The sequence below is a fragment of the Mycobacterium sp. IS-1556 genome, assembly GCF_001499985.1.
Classification (GTDB): domain Bacteria; phylum Actinomycetota; class Actinomycetes; order Mycobacteriales; family Mycobacteriaceae; genus Mycobacterium.
The window spans coordinates 141,726-168,521 of the sequence record NZ_LQIM01000023.1; the positions used below are offsets into that span (position 1 = coordinate 141,726).

24 protein-coding genes are annotated in these 26,796 nt (G+C 68.3%); 16 read left to right on the plus strand and 8 right to left on the minus strand.

All coding sequences use genetic code 11. The annotated features are described in order from the left end of the window. The first annotated feature begins 9 nt into the window (after positions 1–9). The 7 genes from AU187_RS14330 to AU187_RS14360 all read left to right on the plus strand — a co-directional run bounded on the left by AU187_RS14330 (position 10) and on the right by AU187_RS14360 (position 8,786). Positions 10–900 carry a DUF5336 domain-containing protein gene (locus AU187_RS14330; RefSeq protein ID WP_059098115.1) on the plus strand — a complete coding sequence of 297 codons (891 nt, stop codon included), beginning with the start codon at positions 10–12 and terminating at the stop codon, positions 898–900. A gap of 58 nt (positions 901–958) precedes the next feature. Then, positions 959–2,338, plus strand: coding sequence for a cell division protein PerM (locus AU187_RS14335; protein ID WP_059098114.1), 1,380 nt, complete (start codon positions 959–961; stop codon positions 2,336–2,338). A 10-nt stretch (positions 2,339–2,348) separates the two neighbouring features. Continuing rightward, positions 2,349–2,978, plus strand: a complete 630-nt coding sequence (purN, locus tag AU187_RS14340; protein WP_059098433.1) for a phosphoribosylglycinamide formyltransferase — start codon at positions 2,349–2,351, stop codon at positions 2,976–2,978. After that, positions 2,975–4,543, plus strand: coding sequence for a bifunctional phosphoribosylaminoimidazolecarboxamide formyltransferase/IMP cyclohydrolase (gene purH, locus AU187_RS14345; protein ID WP_059098113.1), 1,569 nt, complete (start codon positions 2,975–2,977; stop codon positions 4,541–4,543). The genes purN and purH overlap by 4 nt, the downstream gene beginning before the upstream one ends. Before the next feature lie 50 nt (positions 4,544–4,593). Then, the gene (locus AU187_RS14350) at positions 4,594–5,256 is read left to right on the plus strand and encodes a hypothetical protein (protein ID WP_059098112.1); all 663 of its coding nucleotides are present in this window, start codon (positions 4,594–4,596) and stop codon (positions 5,254–5,256) included. Between the two features lie 57 nt (positions 5,257–5,313). Next, positions 5,314–6,696: a sigma 54-interacting transcriptional regulator gene (locus tag AU187_RS14355; RefSeq protein WP_059098432.1), complete on the plus strand. Its 1,383-nt coding sequence runs from the start codon at positions 5,314–5,316 to the stop codon at positions 6,694–6,696. 95 nt (positions 6,697–6,791) lie between these two features. Next, a complete protein-coding gene (locus AU187_RS14360) occupies positions 6,792–8,786 on the plus strand; it encodes a VWA domain-containing protein (RefSeq protein WP_059098431.1) in 1,995 nt (664 codons plus the stop codon). A gap of 136 nt (positions 8,787–8,922) precedes the next feature. On the opposite strand, the gene AU187_RS14365 is transcribed toward AU187_RS14360, so the two are convergent. Both AU187_RS14365 and AU187_RS14370 read right to left on the minus strand, forming a co-directional pair. Next, on the minus strand, positions 8,923–9,504 hold the full coding sequence (locus AU187_RS14365) for a DUF1707 SHOCT-like domain-containing protein (RefSeq protein WP_059098111.1): 582 nt from the start codon (positions 9,502–9,504) through the stop codon (positions 8,923–8,925). Positions 9,505–9,597: 93 nt separating this feature from the next. Further along, entirely contained in the window at positions 9,598–10,359 is a 762-nt protein-coding gene (locus AU187_RS14370) for an SDR family oxidoreductase (RefSeq protein ID WP_059166877.1), read from the minus strand. A gap of 125 nt (positions 10,360–10,484) precedes the next feature. Between AU187_RS14370 and AU187_RS14375 the strand changes: the two genes are divergently transcribed. Both AU187_RS14375 and AU187_RS14380 read left to right on the plus strand, forming a co-directional pair. Then, positions 10,485–11,003, plus strand: a complete 519-nt coding sequence (locus tag AU187_RS14375; protein ID WP_156425491.1) for a hypothetical protein — start codon at positions 10,485–10,487, stop codon at positions 11,001–11,003. Next, complete coding sequence (locus AU187_RS14380; RefSeq protein WP_059098108.1) at positions 11,000–11,974, plus strand: HTTM domain-containing protein; 975 nt, start codon at positions 11,000–11,002, stop codon at positions 11,972–11,974. The genes AU187_RS14375 and AU187_RS14380 overlap by 4 nt, the downstream gene beginning before the upstream one ends. Here the strand turns inward: AU187_RS14380 and AU187_RS14385 are convergent. From AU187_RS14385 to AU187_RS14410, 6 genes are all read right to left on the minus strand, one after another. After that, a complete protein-coding gene (locus AU187_RS14385) occupies positions 11,971–12,750 on the minus strand; it encodes an enoyl-CoA hydratase family protein (RefSeq protein WP_059098107.1) in 780 nt (259 codons plus the stop codon). The two genes, AU187_RS14380 and AU187_RS14385, sit on opposite strands and share 4 nt — an antisense overlap. Further along, the gene (locus AU187_RS14390; protein WP_059098106.1) at positions 12,750–13,910 is read right to left on the minus strand and encodes an acyl-CoA dehydrogenase family protein; all 1,161 of its coding nucleotides are present in this window, start codon (positions 13,908–13,910) and stop codon (positions 12,750–12,752) included. Before AU187_RS14390 ends, AU187_RS14385 begins: the two co-directional genes overlap by 1 nt. After that, positions 13,907–15,844, minus strand: coding sequence for an ATP-binding protein (locus AU187_RS14395; protein WP_059098105.1), 1,938 nt, complete (start codon positions 15,842–15,844; stop codon positions 13,907–13,909). Before AU187_RS14395 ends, AU187_RS14390 begins: the two co-directional genes overlap by 4 nt. Before the next feature lie 82 nt (positions 15,845–15,926). Beyond that, positions 15,927–17,522 carry an acyl-CoA carboxylase subunit beta gene (locus AU187_RS14400; RefSeq protein ID WP_059098104.1) on the minus strand — a complete coding sequence of 532 codons (1,596 nt, stop codon included), beginning with the start codon at positions 17,520–17,522 and terminating at the stop codon, positions 15,927–15,929. After that, complete coding sequence (locus tag AU187_RS14405; RefSeq protein ID WP_059098103.1) at positions 17,519–18,667, minus strand: acyl-CoA dehydrogenase family protein; 1,149 nt, start codon at positions 18,665–18,667, stop codon at positions 17,519–17,521. Before AU187_RS14405 ends, AU187_RS14400 begins: the two co-directional genes overlap by 4 nt. A 73-nt stretch (positions 18,668–18,740) precedes the next feature. Next, positions 18,741–20,462 carry an acyclic terpene utilization AtuA family protein gene (locus tag AU187_RS14410; RefSeq protein WP_172800278.1) on the minus strand — a complete coding sequence of 574 codons (1,722 nt, stop codon included), beginning with the start codon at positions 20,460–20,462 and terminating at the stop codon, positions 18,741–18,743. A 255-nt stretch (positions 20,463–20,717) separates the two neighbouring features. On the opposite strand from AU187_RS14410, the gene rpmF reads away from it, so the two are divergent. The 7 genes from rpmF to mspA all read left to right on the plus strand — a co-directional run bounded on the left by rpmF (position 20,718) and on the right by mspA (position 26,387). After that, positions 20,718–20,891, plus strand: coding sequence for a 50S ribosomal protein L32 (rpmF, locus tag AU187_RS14415; protein ID WP_059098102.1), 174 nt, complete (start codon positions 20,718–20,720; stop codon positions 20,889–20,891). A gap of 77 nt (positions 20,892–20,968) precedes the next feature. Next, a complete protein-coding gene (gene mprA / locus AU187_RS14420) occupies positions 20,969–21,658 on the plus strand; it encodes a two-component system response regulator MprA (RefSeq protein WP_059098429.1) in 690 nt (229 codons plus the stop codon). Next, positions 21,658–23,127: a HAMP domain-containing sensor histidine kinase gene (locus tag AU187_RS14425; RefSeq protein ID WP_059098101.1), complete on the plus strand. Its 1,470-nt coding sequence runs from the start codon at positions 21,658–21,660 to the stop codon at positions 23,125–23,127. Before mprA ends, AU187_RS14425 begins: the two co-directional genes overlap by 1 nt. 172 nt (positions 23,128–23,299) lie before the next feature. Continuing rightward, positions 23,300–24,655 carry a S1C family serine protease gene (locus tag AU187_RS14430; protein ID WP_059098100.1) on the plus strand — a complete coding sequence of 452 codons (1,356 nt, stop codon included), beginning with the start codon at positions 23,300–23,302 and terminating at the stop codon, positions 24,653–24,655. 20 nt (positions 24,656–24,675) lie between these two features. Next, positions 24,676–25,221, plus strand: coding sequence for a MogA/MoaB family molybdenum cofactor biosynthesis protein (locus AU187_RS14435; RefSeq protein ID WP_172799595.1), 546 nt, complete (start codon positions 24,676–24,678; stop codon positions 25,219–25,221). A 55-nt stretch (positions 25,222–25,276) separates the two neighbouring features. Beyond that, positions 25,277–25,435, plus strand: a complete 159-nt coding sequence (locus AU187_RS25685; protein ID WP_172800263.1) for a hypothetical protein — start codon at positions 25,277–25,279, stop codon at positions 25,433–25,435. Between the two features lie 319 nt (positions 25,436–25,754). Next, the gene (gene mspA / locus AU187_RS14440; protein WP_059098099.1) at positions 25,755–26,387 is read left to right on the plus strand and encodes a porin MspA; all 633 of its coding nucleotides are present in this window, start codon (positions 25,755–25,757) and stop codon (positions 26,385–26,387) included. Positions 26,388–26,796: the final 409 nt, after the last annotated feature.

Consider the following 26,796-nt stretch of genomic DNA (forward strand, 5'->3'; position numbering starts at 1 on the left):
GGAGAGGCCATGTCTTACCCGTCAGGTCCGCCCGGCAGCCCCGGATACCCGCCCGCACAGCAGCCGACCACCCAGTTCTCCGCGCCGACGCAACAGTTCGGCAAGACGCCGGACGTGGGGTCACCGGCCACCGGCGTCGCGAACAAGCTGCCGATGTATCTCGCCATCGCGGTGGCGGTGTTGGGGCTTGCGGTGTACCTGTCGAGTTTCGGGCCGCTGTTCACCATCTCCGCGTCCGAGTTCGGGGGCTTGGGCAGCATCAGCGGAACCTCGTTCGGTCTGGTGCTCGCCGTCGCGGCGGCGCTTCTGGCGGGTCTGCTGGCCGGGACGAGCCTGCTGCCCAAACAGTCCGTCTCCACGTCGGTGTACGCCGTGCTGGCGGTCGTCGCGTTCCTCTTGGTCATCGCCGAGGTGATCAACAGGCCGAGCGGCGCCGCGATCGACTGGGGCCTCTACCTGATCATCGCGTTCACGCTCTTCCAGGCGATCGTCGCGGTGGCGGCGCTGCTGTTCGAATCCGGCATCATCACCCCACCGGCACCACGGCAGAAGTACGACCAGCCCTACGGGCAGCAGTACGGCGCCCCTGGCCCGTACTACGGCCAGCAGCCGGGCCAGCATCACGGGGGACCGCAGCAGCGGCCGGGATATCCGTCGACCTACCCGGGCGGCTACCCGGGCGGCCCGTCGACGGGCGGCTACCTGTCGGCGCCGCAGCAGGGCCACCAAGGCCACCAGCAGGGCCAGCAGAGCCATCAGCAGGGCCACCAGGGGCCGCCGACACCGCCGACCGGATTCCCCACCTACGGCCAGCCGCCGTCCCAGTCGGCTCACACGTCGAATCCGACGACTCAGGCACAGCAGTCGTCTTCGTCGCAGTCTGGCCCGGCGCCGTCGTAGTCTGAGCCGCGCGTGCGTGACCTTCGCGCGGCAGCCTGACTGAGGAGCGGCCCAACCAGTGGATCAACGGCCAGTCGGCGCACGCCAGGCGCGTGAGCTGCTTCGGGTCGCGTTCGGGCCGTCGTTGGTGGCGCTTGTCATCATCGCGGCGATCGTCCTGCTGCAGCTGCTGATCGCCAACAGCGACATGACCGGCGCGCTCGGCGCGATCGCCAGCATGTGGCTGGGCGTGCACCTGGTGCCGGCGTCGATCGGCGGCGCCGAGTTGGGGGTGATGCCGCTGCTGCCGATGCTCGCGATGGTGTGGGCGACGGCCCGCACGACGGCCGCGGCCACCTCCCCGCAGGGCTCGTGGTTCGTGACGCGTTGGATCGTGGCATCGGCGCTGGGCGGGCCGCTGCTGATCGCCGCGATCGCGCTGGCCGTCATCCACGACGCCGCCTCGGTCCTCACCGACCTGCAGACCCCGCACGCGTTGCGCGCATTCGGCGGCGTGCTGGCCGTACACGCGATCGGTGCAGTCCTCGGCGTCGGATCGCGGGTCGGCCCGCGGCTGCTGGCGGCGTCCCCGTTGCCCGCATGGCTGCCCGACGCGCTTCGCGCCGCCGTCGCCGGTGTGCTCGCGCTGGCCGGGCTCTCGGGCGTGGTGATGGCCGGTTCGATGGTCGTGCACTGGTCGACCATGCACGACCTCTACTCGATCACGGATTCGACGTTCGGCCAGCTCAGCCTGACCGTGTTGTCGGTGCTCTACATCCCGAATGTGATCGTCGGTACGGCCGCGGTCGCGGTCGGGTCCAGCGCCCACGTCGGGCTCGCCACCTTCAGCTCGTTCACCGTGTTCGGCGGCGACATCCCCGCGCTCCCGGTGCTGGCGGCGGTGCCGTCGCCGCCGTTGGGCCCGGTGTGGGTGGCGCTGCTGATCGTCGCGGCGGCGTCCGCGGTGGCGGTCGGGCAGCAGTGTGCGCGGCATCCGCTTCCCCTGGGGCCCGCGATGGGCAAGCTGGCCGTCGCCTCGGGGGTGGCGGCACTGACCATGGCGCTGCTCGGCCACGCCGGCGGTGGGCGGCTGGGCAACTTCGGCGACGTCGGCGTGGACCAAGCCACGTTCGGTCCCGGGGTCTTCCTGTGGTTCGTCGTGATCGGCGCGCTCACGGTGGCGATGACCGGCGGCATCACCCGCAGACCGCGGGTGCCCAAGCCGGTGACGGCCGAACCGGACGACGAGGCCGGACCCGAACCCGAGCCGGACGACGCCGGAACCGACGAGCCAGCCGACGTCGAGCCCATCGAAAGCGAGGCCGACGTGCTGGCCGACGCGGAACCGGATCCCGAACCGGAGCCCGCGCCGCCGGCTGCCGGTCCGCCGGCCCCCCTCGACGACCCGGAGGAACACTTCGTCGCGGACGACGATGGAGGCGCTCCCGGAACCCGTTAGGCTGCCAGGCGTGCAGCAACCCCTCCGTGTGCCCCCGAAGGTGCCTGCACGGGTGGTGGTGCTGGCTTCCGGCACCGGTTCACTGCTGCGATCGCTGCTCGACGCCACCGGGGGGGACTATCCCGCGTCGATCGTCGCGGTCGGGGTCGACCGGGACTGCCCGGCCGTCGACATCGCCGCGGCGGCGTCGGTGCCGTCGTACACCGTGCGACTGCGCGACCACCCGGACCGGGCGGCGTGGGACGCGGCCGTCACCGAAGCCACCGCCGCACACTCGCCGGACCTGATCGTGTCCGCGGGTTTCATGAAGATCCTTGGCCCCCAGTTCCTTTCGCGGTTCCTGGGCCGGATCATCAACACCCACCCAGCCCTGCTGCCCGCGTTTCCGGGCGCCCACGCGGTGCACGACGCGCTGGCCTACGGCGTGAAGGTGACCGGTTGCAGCGTGCATCTCGTCGACGCCGGAACCGACACCGGTCCGCTGCTGGCCCAGGAGGCGGTGCCGGTGTTCGACGACGACGACGAAGCCACCCTGCACGAGCGGATCAAAGTCGTCGAACGACGGCTGCTGGTGGAAGTATTGGCCGCCGTGGCCGTCCGCGGCGTGACCTGGACAGGACGAAAGGCGATGATCGGATGACCGAAGGTAAGCGGCCGATTCGGCGGGCGTTGGTCAGCGTCTACGACAAGACGGGCCTGGCCGAACTGGCCCGCGGCCTGCACGAAGCGGGAGTCGCGATCGTATCCACCGGCTCGACGGCCAAAACCATTGCCGCAGCAGATGTTCCGGTGACGCCGGTCGAAGACGTCACGGGCTTTCCCGAGGTGCTCGACGGGCGGGTCAAGACCCTGCATCCGCGAGTGCACGCCGGCCTGCTGGCCGATCAGCGTAAACCCGAACATGTTTCGGCGCTCGTCGAGCTCGGTGTCGAGGCGTTCGAACTCGTCGTGGTCAACCTGTACCCGTTCACCGAGACCGTCGAGTCCGGTGCCAGTGAGGACGAGTGCGTCGAACAGATCGACATCGGCGGGCCGTCGATGGTGCGCGCCGCCGCCAAGAACCATCCCAGCGTCGCGGTGGTGGTCGACCCGCGCGGCTACGACGGCGTGCTGGCTGCGGTGCGAGCCGGTGGCTTCACGTTGGCTGAGCGGAAGAGGTTGGCGTCGTTGGCCTTCCGGCACACCGCCGAGTACGACGTCGCGGTCGCGTCGTGGATGGGTTCGGTGCTGGCGCCCGAGCCGGATGCCGCCGCGCCGCTGCCCGAGTGGCTCGGCGCCACCTGGCGGCGCGATTCGGTGCTGCGCTACGGCGAGAACCCGCACCAGCGGGCCGCGCTGTACCGCAACGATGCCGCGTGGCCCGGGCTCGCGCAGGCCGAACAGTTGCACGGCAAGGAGATGTCCTACAACAATTACACCGACGCCGACGCGGCGTGGCGGGCGGCGTTCGACCACAGCGAGATCTGCGTGGCGATCATCAAACACGCCAATCCCTGCGGCATCGCGGTCTCGTCGACGTCGGTGGCCGACGCGCACCGCAAGGCGCACGAGTGCGACCCGCTGTCGGCGTTCGGCGGCGTGATCGCGGCCAACACCGAGGTCACTGTCGAGATGGCCGAGACCGTCGCCGACATCTTCACCGAGGTGATCATCGCGCCGGCCTACGAAGCGGGCGCGGTGGAAGTGCTTGCGCGCAAGAAGAACATCCGCGTGCTGGTGGCCTCCGAGCCGCAGCCGGGTGGCAGTGAGTTCCGCCAGATCAGCGGCGGGCTGTTGCTGCAGCAGCGCGACGAGTTCACGGCCGCCGGCGACGATCCGGTCAACTGGACACTGGCGACCGGCTCACCCGCCGACCCCGCGACGCTCGCGGATCTGAAGTTCGCATGGAAGACCTGCCGGGCGGTGAAGTCCAACGCGATCGTCGTGGCCGCCGGCGGCGCCACCGTCGGGGTCGGCATGGGTCAGGTCAACCGCGTCGACGCGGCCCGTCTGGCGGTACAGCGCGCCGGCGATCGGGTGCGCGGCGCGGTCGCGGCGTCGGACGCGTTCTTCCCGTTTCCCGACGGGCTCGAGGTGCTGACCGACGCGGGCGTCAAGGCGATCGTGCATCCCGGCGGTTCGATGCGCGACGACCAGGTGACTGCAGCCGCCGAAGCAGCTTCCATCACGCTGTACCTGACCGGGGCGCGACACTTCGCGCACTGACGTCCGCCACGCCCCTGCGCGAATGCGCGCCGACTGGTTAGGTTGCAAGCATGGTCGCCGCATCGAGGCCTGCCACCGTCCTACTGCTGGCGGCGACAGTGATCCTGGCTGCATGCACCCGCTACGTCGACGATCCGCGGGCGGTGCCCGGCGCCGACCTGTCGGCGGCCGCGACCGCGGCGGAAGCCGACGCGTCACAGTGCGTGACGACCGACGCTCCGCTGACGACGATCCCGGCCAGGGGCGATAACGAGCCGGTGATGAAGATCCCTCAGCCGCCGAATTGGGTTCGGTCGACGATGATGGATTCGGAGCTGATCCGATTCGCTTTGCGCAACGACCGTCTCACCACCGACGGTTTCGCGGCGAATGTCGTGGTCACGTTCGAGCGCGCCGCGGGCAGCCAAGACGCGGGCTTGGTGTTCGACAACATGCTCGACGCGTTGGAGTCCGGGCTGGGCGCAACCGACGTCCGCGTCGCCGAGGGCACGCTGTGCGCGCTGCCTGCCCGGACGTTCCGCTACCAGATGCCGGTGTTGGGCAACATCGCGGCGCACCCGGCCATCGCGCTCGGCGTCGTGATGCATTCCAACAATGCGACCTACGCCGTCAGCGTGACCGCCCAGACCATGGACCCCGACGACCCGACGTATCAACGTGACACCGAGACGATGTTGACGGGTTTCCAACTCCTGCCGCCGTCGCCGAACTGAGCGGGCGTGTCGGGTGCAAACCCGCACCGTCGCGGAGCAAGTCGTAGCGTGGAGATCGTGACTGCACCCACTGATCTGCCCCGCACTGTCGGCGAGCTGAGGACGTCCGGCCATCGCGAGCGCGGCGTCAAAGCCGAAATCAGGGAGAACCTGCTGGCCGCGCTGGCGGAGGGCCGCAACCCGTGGCCGGGCATCTTCGGCTTCGAGGACACCGTCATCCCGCAGTTGGAGCGAGCGCTGATCGCCGGTCACGACGTCGTGCTGCTCGGCGAACGCGGTCAGGGCAAGACGCGGCTGCTGCGCGCGCTGGCCGGTCTGCTCGACGAGTGGACCCCGGTGATCGCCGGCTCGGAGCTGGGTGAGCATCCGTACCGCCCGATCACTCCGGAGTCGATCCGCCGGGCCGCCGACAGCGGTGACGACCTGCCCATCGCCTGGCGGCACCGCAGCGAGCGCTACACCGAGAAGCTGGCCACTCCGGACACCAGCGTGGCCGACCTCGTCGGCGACATCGACCCGATCAAGGTGGCCGAGGGCCGCAGCCTCGGCGACCCGGAAACCATCGCCTACGGCCTCATCCCGCGCGCACACCGGGGCATCGTCGCGATCAACGAGCTGCCCGACCTAGCCGAGCGCATCCAGGTGTCGATGCTCAACGTGATGGAGGAGCGCGACATCCAGGTCCGCGGCTACACGCTGCGGCTGCCGCTCGATGTTCTTGTCGTGGCCAGCGCCAACCCGGAGGACTACACGAACCGCGGCCGGATCATCACGCCGCTGAAGGACCGCTTCGGTGCGGAGATCCGGACCCACTATCCGCGTGAACTCGACGCGGAAGTCGGCGTCATCACCCAGGAGGCGCACCTTGCCGCCGAGGTGCCCGAGTACCTGGTGCACGTGCTTGCCAGGTTCGCCCGCTATCTACGCGAGTCGCGGTCGATCGACCAGCGCTCGGGCGTGTCGGCCCGCTTCGCGATCGCCGCCGCCGAGACCGCCGCCGCGGCCGCGCGCCACCGGTCGGCCGTCCTCGGCGAGCAGGAGCCCGTCGCCCGCGTGGTCGACCTGTCCTCGGTGGTCGACGTGCTGCGCGGCAAGCTCGAGTTCGAGTCCGGCGAGGAGGGCCGCGAGCAGGCGGTGCTCGAACACCTGCTGCGGCGGGCCACCGCCGACACCGCGCAGCGGCTGCTCGGCGGTATCGACGTCGGACCGCTGGTGGTGGCAATCGAGAACGGGTCGGCGGTCACCACCGGCGAGCGGGTGTCCGCTCGCGAGGTGCTGGCCGCGGTGCCCGAAGTCCCGGCGATCGCCGAGATACAGAAGCGGCTCGGGGCGGTGACCGACGGTCAGCGGGCCGCGGCCGTCGAACTGGCGCTCGAGGCGCTGTACCTGGCCAAGCGGATCGACAAGGTGTCCGGAGAAGGCGAAACCGTCTATGGGTAAGAGCACGCCGCGTGTCGGCCAGTGTGAATCTGACGACGGAAATCGCCGAAAAACGTCGTCAGATTCACAAACGAGGCGCGTTGAGGCGCGTGACGATGAGTAAACGGACTTCGCGGTATTCGCGATACACCGGCGGACCCGACCCGTTGGCGCCGCCGCTCGACCTGCGCGAGGCGCTCGAGCAGATCGGCCAGGACGTGATGGAGGGCAGCTCGCCGCGGCGCGCGCTGTCGGAACTCATGCGTCGCGGCACCAAGAAAATGCGCGGCGCCGACAAACTCGCCGCCGAGGCCAACCGTCGTCGTCGAGAGCTGTTGTCGCGCAACAATCTCGACGGCACGCTGGCCGAGATCAAGAAACTTCTCGACGAGGCCGTGCTGGCCGAGCGCAAGGAGCTGGCCCGGGCGCTCGACGATGACGCCAGGTTCAACGAGATGCGCATCGAGTCGTTGCCGCCGTCACCGGCCAAGGCCGTGCAGGAGCTGTCCGACTACGACTGGCGCTCGCAGGAGGCCCGCGAGAAGTACGAGCAGATCAAGGACCTGCTCGGCCGCGAGATGCTCGACCAGCGGTTCGCGGGTATGAAGCAGGCGCTGGAAAACGCCACCGACGAGGACCGCCAGCGCGTTAACGAGATGCTCGACGACCTCAACGACCTGTTGGACAAGCACGCCAAAGGTGAAGACACCCAACAGGATTTTCAAGACTTCATGAACAAGCACGGCGAGTTCTTTCCGGAGAACCCGCGCAACGTCGACGAATTGCTGGACTCGCTGGCCCAGCGCGCCGCGGCCGCGCAGCGGTTCCGCAACAGTTTGAGCGCCGAACAACGGGCCGAATTGGATGCGTTGGCACAACAGGCGTTCGGCTCGCCGTCGTTGATGAACGCGCTGAACCGGTTGGACGCCCACCTGCAGGCGGCGCGGCCGGGGGAGGACTGGACCGGTTCGTCGGAGTTCTCCGGCGACAATCCGCTGGGCATGGGAGAGGGCGCTCAGGCGATGGCCGACATCGCCGAACTCGAGCAGCTCGCCGAGGCGTTGTCGCAGAGTTACGCCGGCGCGACGATGGAGGACGTCGACCTCGACATGCTGGCCCGCCAGCTGGGTGAGGACGCCGCCGTCGACGCGCGCACGCTGACGGAGCTCGAACGGGCGCTGATGGATCAGGGGTTCCTGAATCGGGGTTCCGACGGCCAGTGGCGGCTCTCTCCCAAGGCGATGCGTCAGCTTGGTCAGACGGCGTTACGCGATGTGGCACAACGGCTCTCGGGTCGACACGGCGAGCGGGACACCCGCCGGGCCGGCGCGGCCGGCGAGCTGACCGGGGCGACCCGGCCGTGGGCGTTCGGCGACACCGAACCGTGGAACGTCACCCGGACTCTCACCAACGCGGTGCTGCGCCAGGCGGGGACGGGGGTGGCCGAACGCCCGATTCGCATCACGGTCGAAGACGTCGAGATCTCCGAGACCGAGACGCGCACGCAGGCCGCGGTGGCGTTGTTGGTCGACACCTCGTTCTCGATGGTGATGGAGAACCGGTGGCTGCCGATGAAACGCACAGCGCTGGCGCTCAACCACCTCGTCAGCACCCGGTTCCGGTCCGACGCCCTGCAGATCATCGCCTTCGGCCGCTACGCGCGCACCGTGACGGCGGCCGAACTCACCGGGCTGGAAGGGGTGTACGAGCAGGGCACCAACCTGCACCACGCGCTGGCGCTCGCCGGGCGGCACCTGCGCCGCCATCCCAACGCGCAGCCGGTGGTGCTGGTCGTCACCGACGGTGAGCCGACCGCGCACCTGGAGGGATACGGACGCGGGGCTGGGTCGGATTCGGCGGCTCAGCCGCCGGGCGTGTTCTTTGATTACCCGCCGCATCCGCGGACGATCGCGCACACCGTCAAGGGCTTCGACGAGGTCGCCGCGCTCGGGGCGCAGGTGACGATCTTCCGGTTGGGCGACGATCCGGGACTGGCGCGGTTCATCGACCAGGTGGCCCGGCGGGTGGAGGGCCGGGTCGTGGTGCCCGATCTCGACGGTCTCGGTGCGGCCGTGGTCGGCGACTACCTGCGGTCGCGCCGGAGGCGCTAGCGACGGTCAAGCGGGCCGAGTGCGGGGTGACTCTTGCGTCCCACACGCGAGATTGCAGTCAGGGTCGTGCGCCGCCCTACGACCCTCAGCGCAATCTCGACCGTAGGAGCTTCCTGCTTACTACGGGAGACTCGCGCTAAGCGGCCTTGCGCTTCTTGCGCTTGATGGCAACGCGGCCCCACAGCGAGAAGCCGCGGATACACACGCACGGCGCCCCCGGTGAGCCGTCGCCCTCCACGGACTGGTCGAAGGTGCCCATCACCCCGACACCACGCAGGTCGACGTTGACCTCGGGCGGCACCAGGATCGTCTGGCCTCCGAAGATCGAGTACGAGTGGATCTCCACCTCCGGCGAGGTGAAGTCGGCGTACCGCAAATCGATGACCCCGCCACCGAACAGAGCGAACGTGGTCATCCGCCTCGGCACGTTCCAGCGGCCGCGGCGTTCGAATCCGCTCATGATCGCCAGCAGCATCGTCGACGGCGCGGGCCGACACGGGCCGCCGCTGCGCCCCCGGGTGACCGCGCCGGGCAGATCCGCCGACAGGCGGTCGAGCTCGTCGTTCGTTTGCGCGGCGTACGCCCTGGCCAGGCGGTCCTCATACTCGTTGAGTTGAAGGCGGCCCTGCGCGGCGGCGTCAGTGAGCAGCTGCGCCACCTGAATGCGGTCGGTGTCAGCAGCTCGCATCGAACCGTTCCGCGACGCTGGAGTGCTCATCGGATACGAGCCTACGACGAACCGTGGCACACGCAAGACCATTGTCCAAACTGTGCCCTGACGAGCCACGGCGAAGAAGGTAGATGACCAAACTTATCGCCCGGACGTCAGGAACTCAGCAAAGCCGACGGTGCCGACAGGGTTCCGCGGGACCAGGTTGGCACCCGACCGCAGCGCCGCCCCGATGTGTCCCGGCAGGGGCGCCGCGACGGCTCGCCGACGGCTTCGGTGCGCCGTCAGGTACATGCGCGCCAACTCTTTGTGCGTGTGCACGGCCGGCCCGCCGATGTCCGGCGCCCGCCCGGCGGGTTCGGCGTCGATCAGCTCCACCAGCCGTGCCGCGACGTCGGTAGTGGAGATCGGTTGAAATCTCACGCCGCGCAGCGCCCACAGCACGGGGGAGTACCGCTGCACCGCGAACATGGCGCCGATCAGATCGTGGAACTGCGTGGCGCGCAGCACCGTATGGCCGACGCCCGATGCCTCGAGGACTTGTTCGGCGCGCAGCTTCGCGCGGTAGTACGGCAGCGGGATCAGGTCGATGCCGACGATCGACACGTGCACGATGTGCGCGACGCCCGCTCGCTGCGCCGCCTCGACGAGGTTCCGCATCGCGGTGACGTCCTTGTCGCCGGTGGGCTGCGTCGCGCAGTTGACCACGACGTGCACCCCGTCAACCGCCTCGTCGAGGCCGGTGCCGCTCACCAGATCGGCCTGCGCCCAATTCACGCCGGTGTATCCGACGTGGCTCTTGCGGCTCAACGCTCGGACGGGATGCCCGGCCCCGACCGCTTCTGGAACGACGCGATGCCCCAGCGTGCCCGTTGCACCGGTGACGAGGACCGTGCGCGACATCAGCTCCTCCTCGGCGGGTGAAGGCCTCAGAATAGACCGCCTTGTCGATGAGCGACGATGCGACGCCATGGCGACGACCCTCACGTGAACTAAGGTGTTTGCGACGCGAGCAAGGGTGGGCGACGTTGATTCAGCAGCGCTTCGAGGACTCGCCGGTGGGCAAGGCGGTGGTGAGCGTCGTCATTGTGCTGTTCCTCCTCGTGGGCATCGTGTGCAACCTGCCCGATTCGCCGATCAAGCGCAGCCTGCTACCGGTCGTCGAACCGGTCGCGGTGCCCACGGGTCTGGATCAGAGTTGGGCGATGTACGCCAACCCGACCAGGCGTCAAGACACGGTCGAGGTTCAGGTCCGGTTCGCCGGCGGCGAGGTCCGGGTGTGGACCTTCGAGCCCGGCGCAAGCGGCGTCGGCTGGTGGGATCGCTGGCTACTGCTCAGATATGCCGCCGTGCTCGACTCCGCGTTCCGGCCACAGCTCGCGCACTGGGTGGTCCGGCAGGTCAGCAAGCCGAACGAACATGCCGTCGGCGTCACCATGGTGCTTCGAACCGAAACGTTGCGGGCACCGGACGAACCGCCTTCGGGAAATCGGCGCCCAACCGCCACGAAGCTTCTGTACCAAGAGAACTTGGCGGGCTCCCGATGAGCGTGTCCGATCGGCTCCGGGCGGGGGTCGGCAGGTGCGTCGACCGCTGGTGCGCCTTCTTCTTCACGTCTGCGCCGGCGTACACACTTGGCCTGGTCCGGATGGGGTTCGGGGTCGTGGTCATGGCGTGGGCCGTGGCGCTGCTGCCCGATCTGCTCGAGGTATTCGGGAATCAGGGTGTGCTGCCCGAGCATCCGAGGGTCGACTTCCAGTGGAGTGTGTTCGAGTTCTGGCCCGGCGACACCGCGCTCGTGATCGGGTGGGTGCTGATGCTGTTGTCGGCCGTCGCGATGACGGTGGGCTGGCACAGCCGCGTGGCGGCGGTCCTGGTGTTCGTCCTGCTTCAGTCGTTCCTGCGGCGCGGCGCCCCATACTTCAATGCCGGTGACGCCATTCTCACCGTCGTCGCCCTGATTCTGGCGCTCTCGTCGTGCGGGGCGGCGTTGTCGATGGACCAGCGGCGCCGTACCGGAACGTTCTGGTCCGCAGAAGCCAGGCAGGTGTGGCCCGTCCGGCTGCTGCAGATTCAGTTGTCGGTCATCTACCTCGCGACCGTCCAGGCGAAGCTGGCGGGCAAACCCTGGGTGGAGGGTTCGGCGGTCTATTACGCGTGGCACACCGACGGCAGGTGGGCGCTGCTGACCGCGCCGGAATGGTTGTCCGCCAACGCGATTCTGGTCAATGTCCTGACGTGGAGCACCCTGCTGATCGAATTGGCGCTCGCGGTACTGGTCTGGAGCCGGCGATGGCGGTTCTGGGTGCTGCTGGCCGGTGTGCTGATGCACTTGACGATCATGCTCAACCTGAATGTCGGGTTCTTCAGCCTCGCCATGTTTGTGCTGTATCTGGCGTTCGTGCCGTGGGAGGTCGTCGAGCGACTGCCGACACGGCTCAAGACCAAATGGCGCAACCGCGGGCGGTCGAATCCGTCACCGCCGCAGCAGTCCTCCGAGCAGCCGGCCGTGCCCTAGGAGCGAGCCGTCGAAATCCACTTCGGCTGGCGTTTCTCCAAGAACGCCATCATGCCTTCACGCGCCTCCTCGGAGACGAACAGTTCGGCCGACTGGGTGGTGAGGGCTTCGGCTCGGCGGTCGAAATCCGCCAGAATCGATGCTGTGGTCAAGGCTTTCGACGCGGCCAGACCCTGCGGCGACGCCTTGCCGATCGCCGTGGTGAGTTCGGCGACGCTGGCGTCGACGTCGTCGGCGGCGATCGTGATCAGGCCCATCTCGGCGGCCTCCGCGGCGCCGAACTTCTCCCCGGTGACGAAGTAGCGGGCCGCCGCGCGACTGGTCATCCTCGGCAGCAGGGTGAGCGAGATGATCGACGGGGCAACGCCGATGCGGGCCTCGGTCAACGCGAACGTGCTCTGCCGGCCGGCCACGACGATGTCGCAGGCACCGACCAGGCCGAGGCCGCCCGCGCGGACGTGCCCGTCGATGGCGCCGACCACCGGGATCGGCAGCTCGAGGATGCGGCGGAGCAGCCGGGTCATCTCGTGGGCGCGGTCGACCGCCAGTGCGCCGGGGTCACGTCCGGCAGCTTCGGCGAGATCGGCGCCCGCACAGAACGTTCCACCGGTGTGGCCGAGCACCACCGCCCGCACGGCGGGGTCGGCGACGGCGTCGGTGAAGCCCTGGTGCAGTTGGTCGACCAGCGCGGTCGACAACGCATTGCGGTTGTCCGGCGAGTCCAGGGTGAGCCGGGCGACCGGTCCGTCGACCGCGAAACCGACGAGTGCACTCATCAGTACGACCGGGGCAGACCGAGCGAGGTCTGCGCGACGAAGTTGAGGATCATCTCCCGGCTGACCGGCGCAATGCGGGCAAGCTTCGACACGGTCACCGCGGCGGCGATTCCGTACTCCTTTGTCAGCCCGTTGCCGCCCAACGACTGAACGGCCTGGTCGACCGCGCGCACCGACGCCTCACCGGCGGCGTACTTGGCCATGTTCGCCGCCTCGGCGGCGCCCACGTCGTCTCCGGCGTCGTAGAGCGACGCCGCCTTCTGCATCATCAGCTTGGCCAGCTCGATCTCGATGTGGTTCTGCGCCAACGGATGCGACAGGCCCTGGTGCGCGCCGATCGGTGTCTTCCACACCTGTCGAGACTTGACGTAGTCGACGGCCTTGTTGATCGCGAACCGGCCCATGCCGACCGCGCTGGCGGCGCCCATGATCCGCTCGGGGTTCAGGCCGGCGAACAACTGGGCGATCGCGGCGTCCTCCGAACCCACCAGCGCGTCCGACGGCAGGCGCACCTCGTCGAGGAACACCTGGAACTGGCTCTCCGGGCTGACCAGTTCCATGTCGATCTTCGTCCAGCTCAACCCTTTTGTGTCGGTCGGCACGATGAACAGCGCCGGCTTGAGGTTGCCGGTTTTGTGATCTTCGGTGCGGCCGACGATCAGCACCGCCTGCGCTTGGTCGATGCCGGAGATGAACACCTTCTGGCCGTTGATGATCCAGTCGCTGCCGTCGCGGCGCGCCGTGGTGGTGATGCGGTGGCTGTTGGAACCCGCGTCGGGTTCGGTGATCGCGAACGCCATCGTGATCGAGCCGTCGGCGATGCCGGGCAGCCAGCGCTTCTTCTGCTCCTCAGTGCCGAACTTCGAGATGATCGTGCCGTTGATCGCCGGCGACACCACCATCATCAGCAGCGCCGAGCCGGCCGCGGCCATCTCCTCCATCACCAGCGACAGCTCGTACATCCCCGCGCCACCGCCGCCGTACTCCTCGGGCAGGTTCACTCCGATGAAGCCGAGTTTGCCTGCCTCGGACCACAACTCGTCGGTGTGCTGGCCGGCGCGGGCCTTCTCGAGGTAGTAGTCCTGGCCGTAGTTGGCGGCCATCGCGGCCACCGCCTTGCGTAGCGCCTGCTGCTCTTCGGTCTCGATGAAACTGCTCATTGCTGGTCTCCTTGTGGGTTCTCGACTCGGGCCAGGACTGCTCCGACATCGACTTGTTGGCCGGGTTCGACGTTCAGTTCGGTGAGCACGCCGTCGGTGGGGGCGGTCACGGTGTGCTCCATCTTCATCGCCTCCAGCCACACCAGCGGTTGGCCGGCGGTGACCGCGTCGCCGACCGCCGCGCCGATCCGTAACACCGATCCGGGCATCGGCGCCAACAGCGAGCCGAGGGCGACCGCGGCGTCGGGATCGCCGAAGCGTGGCAGCGCGGTGAGCTGCACTGGGCCCGAGGGGGAGTCGACGAACACCGCGTCGGCGTAGCGGGCGACATCGAACGGCCGGTCGACGCCGTCGACCCGCAGCACCACCTGCGTCGGACCGGCCGACACCAGCGAGACGCCGTCGTGGCCGGGCAGGTCGAGGCCGCCGCGGGCGAACCGGTAACGCACCTCGTGCTCGGTGCCCGTCACGTCGGCATACCGCTTCGTCTGGTGGCCCGCCGCGAGATTGCGCCACCCGCTGGGTGCGGCCGCGAAAACCTTTGCGGTACCGCGGTTGTGGGCGGCGTCGGCGAGCGCGGCAGCGATCGCGGACAACGCCACCGCGTGATCGCCGGCCAGCGGCGCGGCGAGGTCGGCGAGGCCGTGCGTGTCGAAGAACGCGGTGTCGGTGGCACCGTCGAGGAACGCCGGATGCCGCAGCACGTTGACGAGCAGGTCGCGGTTGGTGCGTACGCCGTGGATCCGGGCGCGGGTCAGCGCGTCCGCGAGCACGCCGGCGGCTTGGCGCCTGCTCGGCGCATACGAAATGACCTTGGCCAGCATCGGATCGTAGAAGATCGACACCTCCGAGCCCGCCACGACGCCGGAGTCGACGCGCACGTTGGCCGGCACCTCGAACCGGTGCACGGTGCCGGCTTGCGGCTGCCACCCCTTGGCCGGGTCCTCGGCGTAGAGCCGAGCCTCGATCGAGTACCCGCGCGACGGCGGCGGTTCGGTGCCGAGCCGACCACCGTCGGCGACGATCAGTTGCAGTTCGACGAGATCCAGCCCGGTCGTCTCCTCGGTCACCGGGTGCTCGACCTGAAGCCGGGTGTTCATCTCGAGGAAGAAGAACTCGCCGTTCTCGTCGGCCATGAACTCGACTGTGCCCGCGCCGGTGTAGTCGATCGCGGTGGCGGCCAACCGGGCGGCGTCGAACAGTTTCGCGCGCATGCCGGGGGTGCGCTCGACGAGCGGTGAGGGCGCCTCCTCGATGATCTTCTGATGGCGGCGCTGAATCGAGCATTCGCGTTCGCCGACCGCCCAGACGGTGCCGTGTTCGTCTGCGAGCACCTGCACCTCGACGTGATGGCCGGTGGCGAGGTAGCGCTCGCAGAACACCGTCGGGTCACCGAAGGCCGACTGCGCCTCGCGGCGAGCCGCCTCGACTTGGCCCGCAAGTTCGGCCAGCTCGCGCACCACCCGCATGCCGCGGCCGCCGCCGCCCGCCGACGCCTTGATCAGCACCGGTAGCTGATCGGCGGTGACGGTGTCGGGATCGAGCTCGTCGAGCACCGGAACACCGGCAGCGGCCATCAGCTTCTTGGCCTCGATCTTCGACCCCATCGCGGCGACCGCGGCCACCGGCGGCCCGATCCACGTCAGCCCGGCGTCCTGGACCGCGGCGGCGAATTCCGCGTTCTCCGAGAGGAAGCCGTACCCGGGGTGAATCGCGTCGGCACCTGTCGCCTTCGCCGCTGCGATCAACTGCCCGGCATCGAGGTATCCGGTGCGGCCCTCGAGGCGGACCCGCGCGTCGGCCTCACCGACATGGGGCGAGTGCGCGTCGGGATCGGTGTAGACCGCGACGGTGCCGATACCGAGCCGCCGGCACGTGTCGAACACCCGCCGCGCGATCTCGCCGCGGTTGGCCACCAGAACTCGTGTGATCATCGGGCCCCTTCCTTCGCGATTTCGGCGCAGTTGGTTGCGCTCACCGCGACCAAGTACACCGAAATCACTGACATCTCGGCGCTCACATCCGGAAGACGCCGAAGTTCGACGTCCCCTTGATCGGGCCATTGGCGATGGCGGACAGACACATTCCGAGGACCGTGCGGGTGTCGCGCGGGTCGATGACCCCGTCGTCGTACAGCCGGCCGGACAGGAACATCGGCAGTGACTCGGCCTCGATCTGCGCCTCCACCGCCGCCCGCAGTGCCGCGTCGCCTTCCTCGTCGAAGACCTGGCCGCGGGCTTCGGCGGCGGCGCGGCTGACGATCGACAGCACGCCCGCCAACTGCGCACCGCCCATCACCGCGGACTTGGCGCTGGGCCACGCGAACAGGAACCGCGGATCGTAGGCGCGCCCGCACATCCCGTAATGGCCGGCGCCGTAGGACGCGCCGATCAGCAGCGAGATGTGCGGAACCGTCGAGTTCGACACGGCGTTGATCATCATCGAGCCGTGTTTGATCATGCCGCCTTCCTCGTATTTGCGGCCGACCATGTAACCGGTGGTGTTGTGCAGGAACAACAATGGAGTGTCGGAACGGTTGGCCAGCTGGATGAACTGGGTGGCCTTCTGCGACTCCTCGCTGAACAGCACGCCGCGTGCGTTGGCCAGGATGCCGATCGGGTAGCCGTACAGCCGGGCCCAACCGGTCACCAGCGACGAGCCGTACATCGGCTTGAACTCGTCGAATTCCGAGCCGTCGACCACGCGGGCGATGACGTCGCGCGGGTCGAACGGGATCCGTAGATCGGCGGGCACGATGCCCAGCAGTTCCTCGGCGTCGAAGAGCGGCTCGACGACCGGTGCGGGCGCCGGGCCCTGCTTGTGCCAGTTCAGCCGTGCCACGATGCGGCGTCCGATCCGGATCGCGTCGGGCTCGTCGATCGCGAAGTAGTCGGCCAGCCCGGAAGTGCGCGCGTGCATTTCGGCTCCGCCGAGCGACTCGTCGTCGGCATCCTCGCCGGTGGCCATCTTCACCAGCGGCGGGCCGGCCAGGAACACCTTCGAGCGCTCCTTGATCATCACGACGTGGTCGGACATGCCGGGAATGTAGGCGCCGCCGGCCGTCGAGTTGCCGAACACCAGCGCGATGGTCGGAATGCCCGCCGCCGACAGCCTGGTGAGGTCGCGGAACATCTGTCCGCCCGGGATGAAGATCTCCTTCTGCGTCGGCAGGTCGGCGCCGCCGGACTCCACCAACGAGATCACCGGCAGCCGGTTCTGCAGCGCGATCTGGTTGGCGCGCAGGATCTTCTTCAGCGTCCACGGGTTGCTGGTGCCGCCCTTGACCGTGGGATCGTTCGAGACGATCAGGCACTCGACACCCTCGACCGCCCCGATGCCGACCACCACGCTGGCGCCGACGGTGAAGTCGCTGCCCCACGCGGCGAGCGGGCTCAACTCCAGGAAGGGCGAGTCCGGGTCGAGCAGCAGCTCGATGCGCTCGCGCGCGGTGAGTTTGCCGCGGTCGTGGTGACGCTGAACATATTTCGATCCGCCGCCGGCCAACGCCTTGGCATGCTCGGCTTCGAGCTCGGCAAGCTTGGCGGTCATCGTGGACGCCGCCTCGTCGTAGGCGGGTGACGCGGCGTCGAGCGTGGAGTGCAGTGCGGTCACGATTGATATCCCAACGTCTTAGCGGCCAGCGAGGTGAGGATCTCGGTTGTGCCGCCGCCGATTCCGAGGATGCGCATGTCGCGGTACTGGCGCTCGACCTCGGACTCTGACATGTAACCCATGCCGCCGAACAACTGCACCGCCTGGTTGGCCACCCATTCGCCGGCCTCCACGGCGGTGTTCTTGGCGAAGCAGACTTCGGCGATCAGGTTCGTCTCGCCGCGAAGCTGCCGCTCGACGATGCTGCGGGTGTAGACCCGCGCGACGTCGATGCGGCGCGCCATCTCGGCCAGCGTGTTCTGCACCTGCTGGCGCGAGATCAGCGGGCGGCCGAAGGTCTCGCGGTTGCGGCACCACTCGACGGTCAGGTCAAGGCACCGCTGAGCGCTCGAATACGCCTGCGCGGCAAGGCCGACGCGCTCGGAGACGAAGGCTCCGGCGATCTGGACGAAGCCGGTGTTCTCCGCACCGATGAGGTTGGCGGCGGGCACACGGACGTCGGTGTAGGACAGTTCGGCGGTGTCCGACGACCGCCAGCCCATCTTGTCGAGCTTGCGGGTGACCTCAAATCCGGTCATGCCCTTGTCCACCACGATCAGCGAAACGCCCGCGGCGCCGGGCCCACCGGTACGCGCCGCGGTCACCACATAGTCGGCGCGCACGCCGGAGGTGATGTAAGTCTTGGCGCCGTTGATGATGTAGTGATCACCGTCGCGCTCCGCTCGGGTGGTCAGGTGTCCGACATCAGAACCGCCGCCGGGTTCGGTGATCGCCAGGCTGCCGATCTTCTCGCCGCGCAGCGTCGGCCGGACATAGGTGTCGATCAGCCGCTCGTCACCGGATGCGATCATGTGCGGCACCGCGATTCCGCAAGTGAACAGCGACGCGAAGACCCCGCCGGGGGATCCGGCGTAATGCATCTCCTCGCAGATGACCACCGCGTCGGCGCCGTCGCCGCCACCACCCCCGACTGCTTCCGGGAAGCCGGCGCCGAGCAGTCCGGCCTCGCCGGCCTTGCGGTGCAGTTCGCGGGGCAACTCGCCGGTCCGCTCCCACTCGTCGACATGCGGAAGGACCTCGCGTTCGGCGAACGCGCGCACCGTCTTTCGCAGTTGCTCACGCTCGGGGGTGTGCCAGATACTCATGCCTCGACTCCCGCTCGCTCCGATCCTCGCTCGTGCCTCGCCGCGATCCTCACTCGCGTTCGTCTTCGGATACTCACGGCAATAGCTCCTCAGGGATGTCTGAACAGAATTCGACAGGGATGTCGACGGTCCTGCTGCGCAGCCATTCTCCGAGCCCTTTGGCCTGAGGGTCGAAGCGGGCCTGATAAGCGACTCCTTCGCCGAGGATGCCCTCGATGACGAAGTTCACCGCGCGCAGGTTGGGCAACAGATGCCGGGTGACGGTGAGATCGGCGGTCTCCGGCAGCAGTTCGCGCAGCTTTTCGATGGTCAACTCATGCGACAGCCACCGCCACTGCTCTTCGGTGCGCACCCAGACACCGACGTTGGCGCTGCCGCCCTTGTCTCCGCTGCGGGCGCCGGCGATGGTGCCCAGCGGCAGCCGCCGCGTCGCCCCGACCGGAAGCGGCTCGGGTGACGCGAGCGGCGACACCGGCGCCAACTCCATTGTCTCGGCGGCGGGCGGGATCTCGACACGGCGGCCGTCGGCATACACGGCCACGTGCGGCACTTCGGTGGCCGCGACGAACGCGGGCCTGAACACGCCGTACACCTGTCCTTGTCCCGGCGGACTGGTGGCGTGGAAGCCCGGGTAACTTGCGAGCGCCAATTCCACTGCCGCCGAAGAGAACTGGCGCCCGACATTGGCCGGGTCGGGGTCGCGGACCACGCACCGCAGCAGTGCACTCGCCGCCTCTTCGGTGTCGGCGTCGGCGTGGTCGGTGCGCGCCAGCGTCCACTCCATCTCGGCGGGCTTGACCGTCAGGCTGCTCTCCAGCTGGCGCCGCACCAGGTCGGCCTTCGCCTCGATGTCGAGGCCGGTGAGCACCAGCGTCACATCGTTGCGGAAACCGCCGATGCTGTTGAGCGAGACCTTGAGCGTCGGCGGCGGCGGCTCGCCGCGCACCCCGGCGATCCCCACCCGGTCGCGGCCGTCGCCGGACAACTCGATGCTGTCCACCCGCAACGTCGCGTCCGGGTTGGCATACCGCGCGCCGCCGATCTCGTACAGCAGTTGCGCGGTGACCGTGTCGACGGTGACCGCGCCGCCGGTGCCCGGATGCTTGGTGATGACCGAGGTGCCGTCGGAGTGGATCTCGGCGAGCGGAAAGCCCGGATGGGTCAAGGTCGTCAGGTCGGGAAAATCGCGGGCGAAGAAGGCGTAGTTGCCGCCGGTCGCCTGAGCGCCGCACTCGATGACATGGCCGGCCGCGACGGCGCCGGCGAGCCGGTCGTAGTCCGTGCGACGCCAGCCGTGATGCGCCGCGGCCGGCCCGACGATCACCGACGCGTCGGTCACCCGGCCGGTCACCACCACGTCGGCCCCGGCATCGAGGCACTCGACGATGCCCCACGCGCCGAGATAGGCGTTGGCCGCCAGCACCGAGCCGAACCCGAGCTCGTCGGCGCGCCCGAGCAGGTCGTCGCCCTCCACGTGCGCGACGTTGACCGAGAGCCCCAGCCGGTCGGCCAGTGCACGCACCGCCTCGGCGAGCCCGGCGGGGTTGAGCCCACCGGCGTTGGCCACGATCCGCACACCGCGGTCGAGCGCCAGCCCGAGGCACTCCTCGAGCTGGGTCAGGAACGTCTTGGCGTAGCCGCGGGCCGGGTCCTTGGCGCGGTCGCGGGCCAGAATCAGCATGGTCAGCTCGGCCAGGTAGTCGCCGGTGAGGAAGTCCAGGTCGCCGCCGGTCAGCATCTCCCGCATCGCCGCCAGCCGGTCGCCGTAGAAGCCCGAGCAGTTGCCGATGCGCACCGGGTCGGAGTGCAGAGCCGGATCAGGAACAGGGGAGGTCACGCAGGCTCCCTTCGTTGCGGGCCTCAACCAACCGGTAGGTTAGCGGGTACCGGCGGTATCGCGTCAAGGCATCTGCCACACCGGTTGGCCGCACGAGTCGCTGTTTTGGAGGCTACGCAGGTCGTTGGTTATCCTGAAGGGCGCCGCGCACGCGAGGAGCGAAAGAACTCCAGCCGACGCCGCACGCACTTACCCCCAAGAGGAGATCCGATCATGGCTGTGCCCAAGCGCAGGATGTCGCGCGCGAACACCCGTAGCCGGCGTGCGCAGTGGAAGGCCAAGCGCACCGAGCTCGTCAGCGTGAACGTCGCCGGTCAGCAGCACAAGGTGCCGCGTCGGCTGCTCAAGGCAGCCCGCCTGGGCCTGATCGACCTCGACCGCCGCTGACGCTCTGCCTGCAGTGCCGGCCCGGCCGGCGACGCGCCTCTCAGGTCACTCTCAGATAGGGGGTCGACACTGTGGCTGTGCGCATTCTTGTCGTTGATGATGACCGCGCGGTGCGCGAGTCGCTGCGCCGATCCCTGTCCTTCAACGGTTACTCCGTCGAACTGGCTCAGGACGGCGTCGAGGCACTGGACCTGATCGCCAGCGATCGGCCCGACGCCCTGGTGCTCGATGTGATGATGCCGCGGTTGGACGGCCTCGAGGTGTGTCGCCAGCTGCGCAGCACCGGCGACGACCTGCCGATCCTGGTGTTGACGGCGCGCGACTCGGTCTCCGAGCGCGTGGCCGGCCTCGACGCCGGCGCCGACGACTACCTGCCGAAGCCGTTCGCCCTCGAGGAACTCCTGGCCCGCATGCGGGCGCTGCTCCGCCGCACCGGCCCCGAGGACGAAAACGCCGAGTCGGCCGCGATGACGTTCTCCGATCTTTCGCTCGACCCCGTCACCCGCGAGGTCACCCGGGGCCAACGCCCGATCAGCCTAACCCGGACTGAGTTCGCGCTGCTCGAGATGCTGATCGCCAACCCCCGCCGGGTGCTGACCCGCAGTCGCATCCTCGAAGAGGTGTGGGGATTCGACTTCCCGACCTCCGGCAATGCCCTCGAGGTGTACGTCGGTTACCTGCGCCGCAAGACCGAAGCCGAAGGAGAGCCGCGACTGATCCACACCGTGCGCGGGGTGGGTTATGTGCTTCGCGAAACGCCTCCCTGATGTCTGCACCGAGTAACGGGTTTGCCCCACAACCTGATTCGCGCTATCCGCAGTCGAGAACGAGTTCGGTGTCGCTGCGGTGGCGCGTGATGCTGCTGGCGATGTCGATGGTGGCGATGGTCGTGGTGCTGATGGCGGTGGCCGTCTGGGCGGTGGTGTCGCGCGCCCTGTACGACGACGTCGACAACCAACTGCGCACCCGGGCCCGACTGTTGATCGAGAGCGGATCGCTGCAGGCCGACCCGAGCAAGGCCATCGAGGGCACCGCGTACTCGGACGTCAACGCGATGCTGGTGATTCCGGGCCGGGCCATCTTCACGGCCAACCAGCAGGGGCAGACGCTGCCGCTGGGCGAACCCGAAAAGGCCGTGCTGCGCGGAGAACTGATCATGTCGCTGCGCACGGCCAACCATCAGCGGGTGCTGGCGATGCACCTGCCCAACGACAGCTCACTGCTCATCTCCAAGAGCATGGTGCCCACCGCACAACTGCTCCGACGCCTCAGCACGGTGCTGATCATCGTCGGCGGAGTCGGGGTTGCGGTGGCGGCCATCGCCGGTGGTGCCGTCGCGCGCGCGGGCCTGCGCCCCGTGGCACGGTTGACCGAAGCCGCCGAGCGGGTGGCGCGCACCGACGACCTGCGGCCCATTCCGGTGTTCGGCAGCGACGAACTCGCCCGCCTCACCGAGGCGTTCAACATGATGCTGCGTGCGCTGGCGGAGTCCCGGGAACGCCAAGCCCGCCTGGTCACCGATGCCGGCCACGAACTGCGCACACCGCTGACGTCATTGCGCACCAACGTCGAACTGCTGATGGCGTCGATGGCCCCCGGTGCGCCGCGGTTGCCGGAGGAGGAGATGGCGGATCTTCGCGCTGACGTGATCGCCCAGATCGAGGAACTCTCGACGCTGGTCGGCGATCTCGTCGACCTCACGCGCGACGACGCCAGTGTCACCGTGCACGAATCGGTCGACGTCGCGGAGATCGTGGACCGGTCGCTGGAACGAGTTCGCCGCCGCCGCAACGACATCGAGTTCGAGACGTCGACCACTTCATGGGTGGTCTACGGCGACGAGGCCGGGTTGGGCCGAGCAGTGCTCAACCTGCTCGACAACGCCGCGAAGTGGAGCCCTCCGGGCGGCCGGGTGGTGGTGCGCCTGGACCAGATCGATCCGATGTATGCCGAGTTGGTGGTCTCCGACTACGGCCCCGGCATTCCGCCGCAGGAGCGGTCGCTGGTGTTCGAGCGCTTCTACCGGTCGACGACTGCGCGGTCGATGTCCGGCTCGGGCCTCGGGTTGGCGATCGTCAAACAGGTTGTGCTCAAGCACGGTGGTTCGCTACGCATCGAGGACACCGTGCCAGGCGGAAATCCACCGGGCACGTCGGTGCACGTCGTGCTGCCGGGGCGGCCCACGCTGGACGTTCCCCCCGAGCGGGGCGTTTCCCGACACGCGCCCGCTGAGTAGCCCCGCCACGGGTCGGCGTCGACGATGATTGACCTCGGCGGGAACGGGGGAACGAATTGGGTGTGTCCCGAACGTTCTCTAAGTGGATTCTCAGCCCGACTGGGCACTGTTGACCATACGTCCAGCGTTGTGCAGATATCGGACCTAGAAGAGAAGGAAGAGCCCGAGCGACATGACGAACCACCCGAGGTACTCGCCGCCGCCCCCGCCGCCCGGTCGTCGGCCGATCGGTCCTGAGCATGCGGCGCCCGGCTACCCGGGTGCCGCCCAGCGCCCCGGCATGTACCCGCAGCAGCCGTATGACTGGCGTTACGCGACCCAACAGCATGTGACCCAGCAGCACGCGACCCAGCAGCATTTCCGCGCGCCCTACGACCCCTACCGCGGTGCACCACAGCCGCTACCCGGCCAATCCCCGCAAAAGCGTTCTCGCGCAGGCGCTTTGACGGCCGGTGCAGTGGCAGTCGCTGTCGTCTCGGCCGGCATCGGCGGCGGAGTGGCGCTTCTGGTGCAGCCGGACGGGCAGTCGGCGACATCGTCGATCGGTGGTGCCGCGCCGAGTGTGCCCGCCGCCAGCCTGCCGGCGGGAAGCGTCGAACAGGTCGCCGCGAAGGTGGTGCCCAGCGTGGTGAAGCTCGAGACCGACATGGGCCGGGCGTCCGAAGAGGGCTCCGGGGTCATCCTGTCCTCCGACGGGTTGATCCTGACCAACAACCACGTGGTCTCGGCGGCTCAGGCCGCCCCGGGCGGCGGTCCCGCCGGCGGGCCGACCAAGGTCACCTTCTCCAACGGTCGCACCACCTCGTTCACCGTCGTCGGCACCGACCCGAGCAGCGATATCGCCGTGGTGAAAGCGCAGGGCGTATCGAATCTGACCCCGATCGCCATCGGTTCGTCTGCGGACCTGCGGGTCGGTCAGGACGTGATCGCCGTCGGCTCGCCACTCGGCTTGGAGGGCACCGTGACCACGGGCATCATCAGCGCGCTGAACCGACCGGTCGCGGCGAGCGGTGATGCCCGCAATCAGAACACCGTGCTCGATGCGATCCAGACCGACGCCGCGATCAACCCCGGCAACTCCGGGGGCGCGCTAGTCAACATGAACGGCGAGCTCATCGGCATCAACTCTGCGATCGCCACGCTGGGTGCCGACGCCGGACCGCAGGCACAGAGCGGTTCGATCGGACTTGGTTTCGCGATCCCCGTCGACCAGGCCAAACGGATCGCCGACGAGCTGATCAAGAACGGCACCGCCGCACACGCCTCGCTGGGGGTGCAGGTAGGCACCGACGCATCGGTCGACGGCGCGCGCATCGTCGAGGTCGTCGACGGTGGTGCCGCCGCCGCGGCGGGCCTGCCGAGCGGTGTGGTGGTCACGAAGGTCGACGACCGGGTGATCAGCAGCGCCGACGCGCTCGTCGCGGCCATCCGTTCCCGGGCGCCGGGTGACAAGGTCACGCTGTCGTTCTTGGACCCGTCGGGCAGGACGCAGTCGGTCCAGGTCACGCTCGGAAAGGCTCCGCAGTGACGCCGACCGGCTCGATCCCGCTGAGAGTGGCCGCGCCGCTGTCGCAGCCCGCATATACGGTTGCACTCATGGAACAGCCAGGGGAGTTGGTGGGCCGCGCACTGGTGGTCGTGGTCGACGACCGCACCGCACACGGCGACGAGGAGGATCACAGCGGTCCGCTGGTCACCGAGTTGCTCAACGAGGCGGGATTCGTCGTCGACGGCGTCGTCGTGGTGTCGTCCGACGAGGTCGAGATCCGCAATGCGCTCAACACCGCGGTGATCGGCGGAGTGGACCTCGTGGTGTCCGTCGGCGGCACCGGTGTCACGCCCCGCGACGTCACCCCCGAAGCCACCCGCGACATCCTCGACCGGGAACTGCTCGGCATCTCCGAGGCGCTGCGGGCTTCCGGGCTGTCCGCAGGCATGATCGACGCCGGAGTGTCCCGGGGGCTCGCGGGCATCTCCGGCAGCACGCTCGTGGTCAACCTCGCCGGTTCCCGCGCAGCGGTACGCGACGGTATGGCGACGCTCAATCCGTTGGCGGTCCAGATCATCGGCGAACTGTCCAGCCTGGAAATCTGACCTCGTCGCGCCCACACTGCGATAAATGTGATCTTCGTCACAATCGGGCCGAAATATGACCGATCCGTCTAAACGAGCCAGGGATGCGCTCGACGACGTCTTCGGAGAGGATATGCCGCAGATCTCGGCCGACGAGCGCGATACCCAGTCGCCCGACGACGAAGCCGAACGCGATCGGTGGTTACGGGAAAACCTTCCGCCGCACCATCTTTGACACACCGTACGGGCGCAACGCCATTGCCCAGCCGGTCGACGGCCGACTCGCGGCCGTGACGCTCCACGGCGCAGATCCGGACGCCGATGTTACGCCGAGGTAACCGCACGTCACAGCGCCGCTGCGTGACGTCTAAGTAAATATCTGTAGGCCGGTAACGTCCCGTACACCTGCAGCGATCTCACGTTGCCGGGCTGGTACGCGACCGTTAAGTTTCCTCGTGCCGAGAATGAGCAGCATGTGTGGGCAGCAGTAGGGCCACGCACGAACAGCAGAGCACGGTGAGCCACGGCTGACCGCCGACGTAGCTAGGGAGAACATGAAGGTATTCAGTCGGGTGGTGATTGCGATGGTGGCCGCTGTCGCGTCGTTGTTCGTGAGCACGGGTACCTCGCATGCCGGGCTGGATAACGAGTTGAGTTTGGTCGACGGTCAGGACCGGACGTTGACGATTCAGCAGTGGGACACGTTTCTCAACGGGGTGTTTCCCCTTGACCGCAACCGGCTGACTCGCGAGTGGTTCCACAGTGGCCGCGCGAAGTACATCGTGTCGGGCCCGGGGGCTGACGAGTTCGAGGGCACGTTGGAGTTGGGGTATCAGATCGGCTTCCCGTGGTCGTTGGGTGTGGGCATCAATTTCAGCTACACCACGCCCAACGTGCTGTTCGACCAGGCGCCGCCGAGCCTCAACCCGGAGGCGGGCTTCCTCACCACGCCGAACTTCTTCCCGGGCGCGTCGATCAGCGCCGACCTCGGCAACGGTCCGGGTATTCAGGAGGTTGCCACGTTTTCTGTCGATGTCGCCGGCGCCAATGGTGGTGTGGCGGTGTCCAACGCGCACGGCACGGTGACCGGTGCCGCCGGTGGGGTGTTGTTGCGTCCGTTCGCCCGGCTGATCTCCTCGGCCGGCGACAGCGTCACCACCTACGGCGAGCCGTGGAACATGAACTGACCGCCATCTCGAGCAACACGACAGCCCCCGGACCCGTCCGGGGGCTGTCTATTTGTCGTCCACGAGTTGACCGTGGCGTGACGTTGCAGGTTGGTAAACAATAAAACTACTTTGCTGGTGATCTTGGTCACGACCGGTCACCGGACCGCAACGTCGCACGCACACGGCAGGCTGGTCGGTAGCCCTGCAGCACACGACCGCCCGCGGCCGGCAGGGGTGAGAACACCAGGCTGACATGTTGTGACATGCGCAGCGTCGTTCCGAAACTCCTTGTTGCAAGCGTTAATCGCACGACGATCCAAATTCGGCAAACAAATCTCCGTGGTGTTGCGCACTGAATTTCGACCGTTCGCTCGCGTTGCCGGTTCTCTTCGGCGCCGTTATGTTCCTCGTGTCAACGGATGAGCGA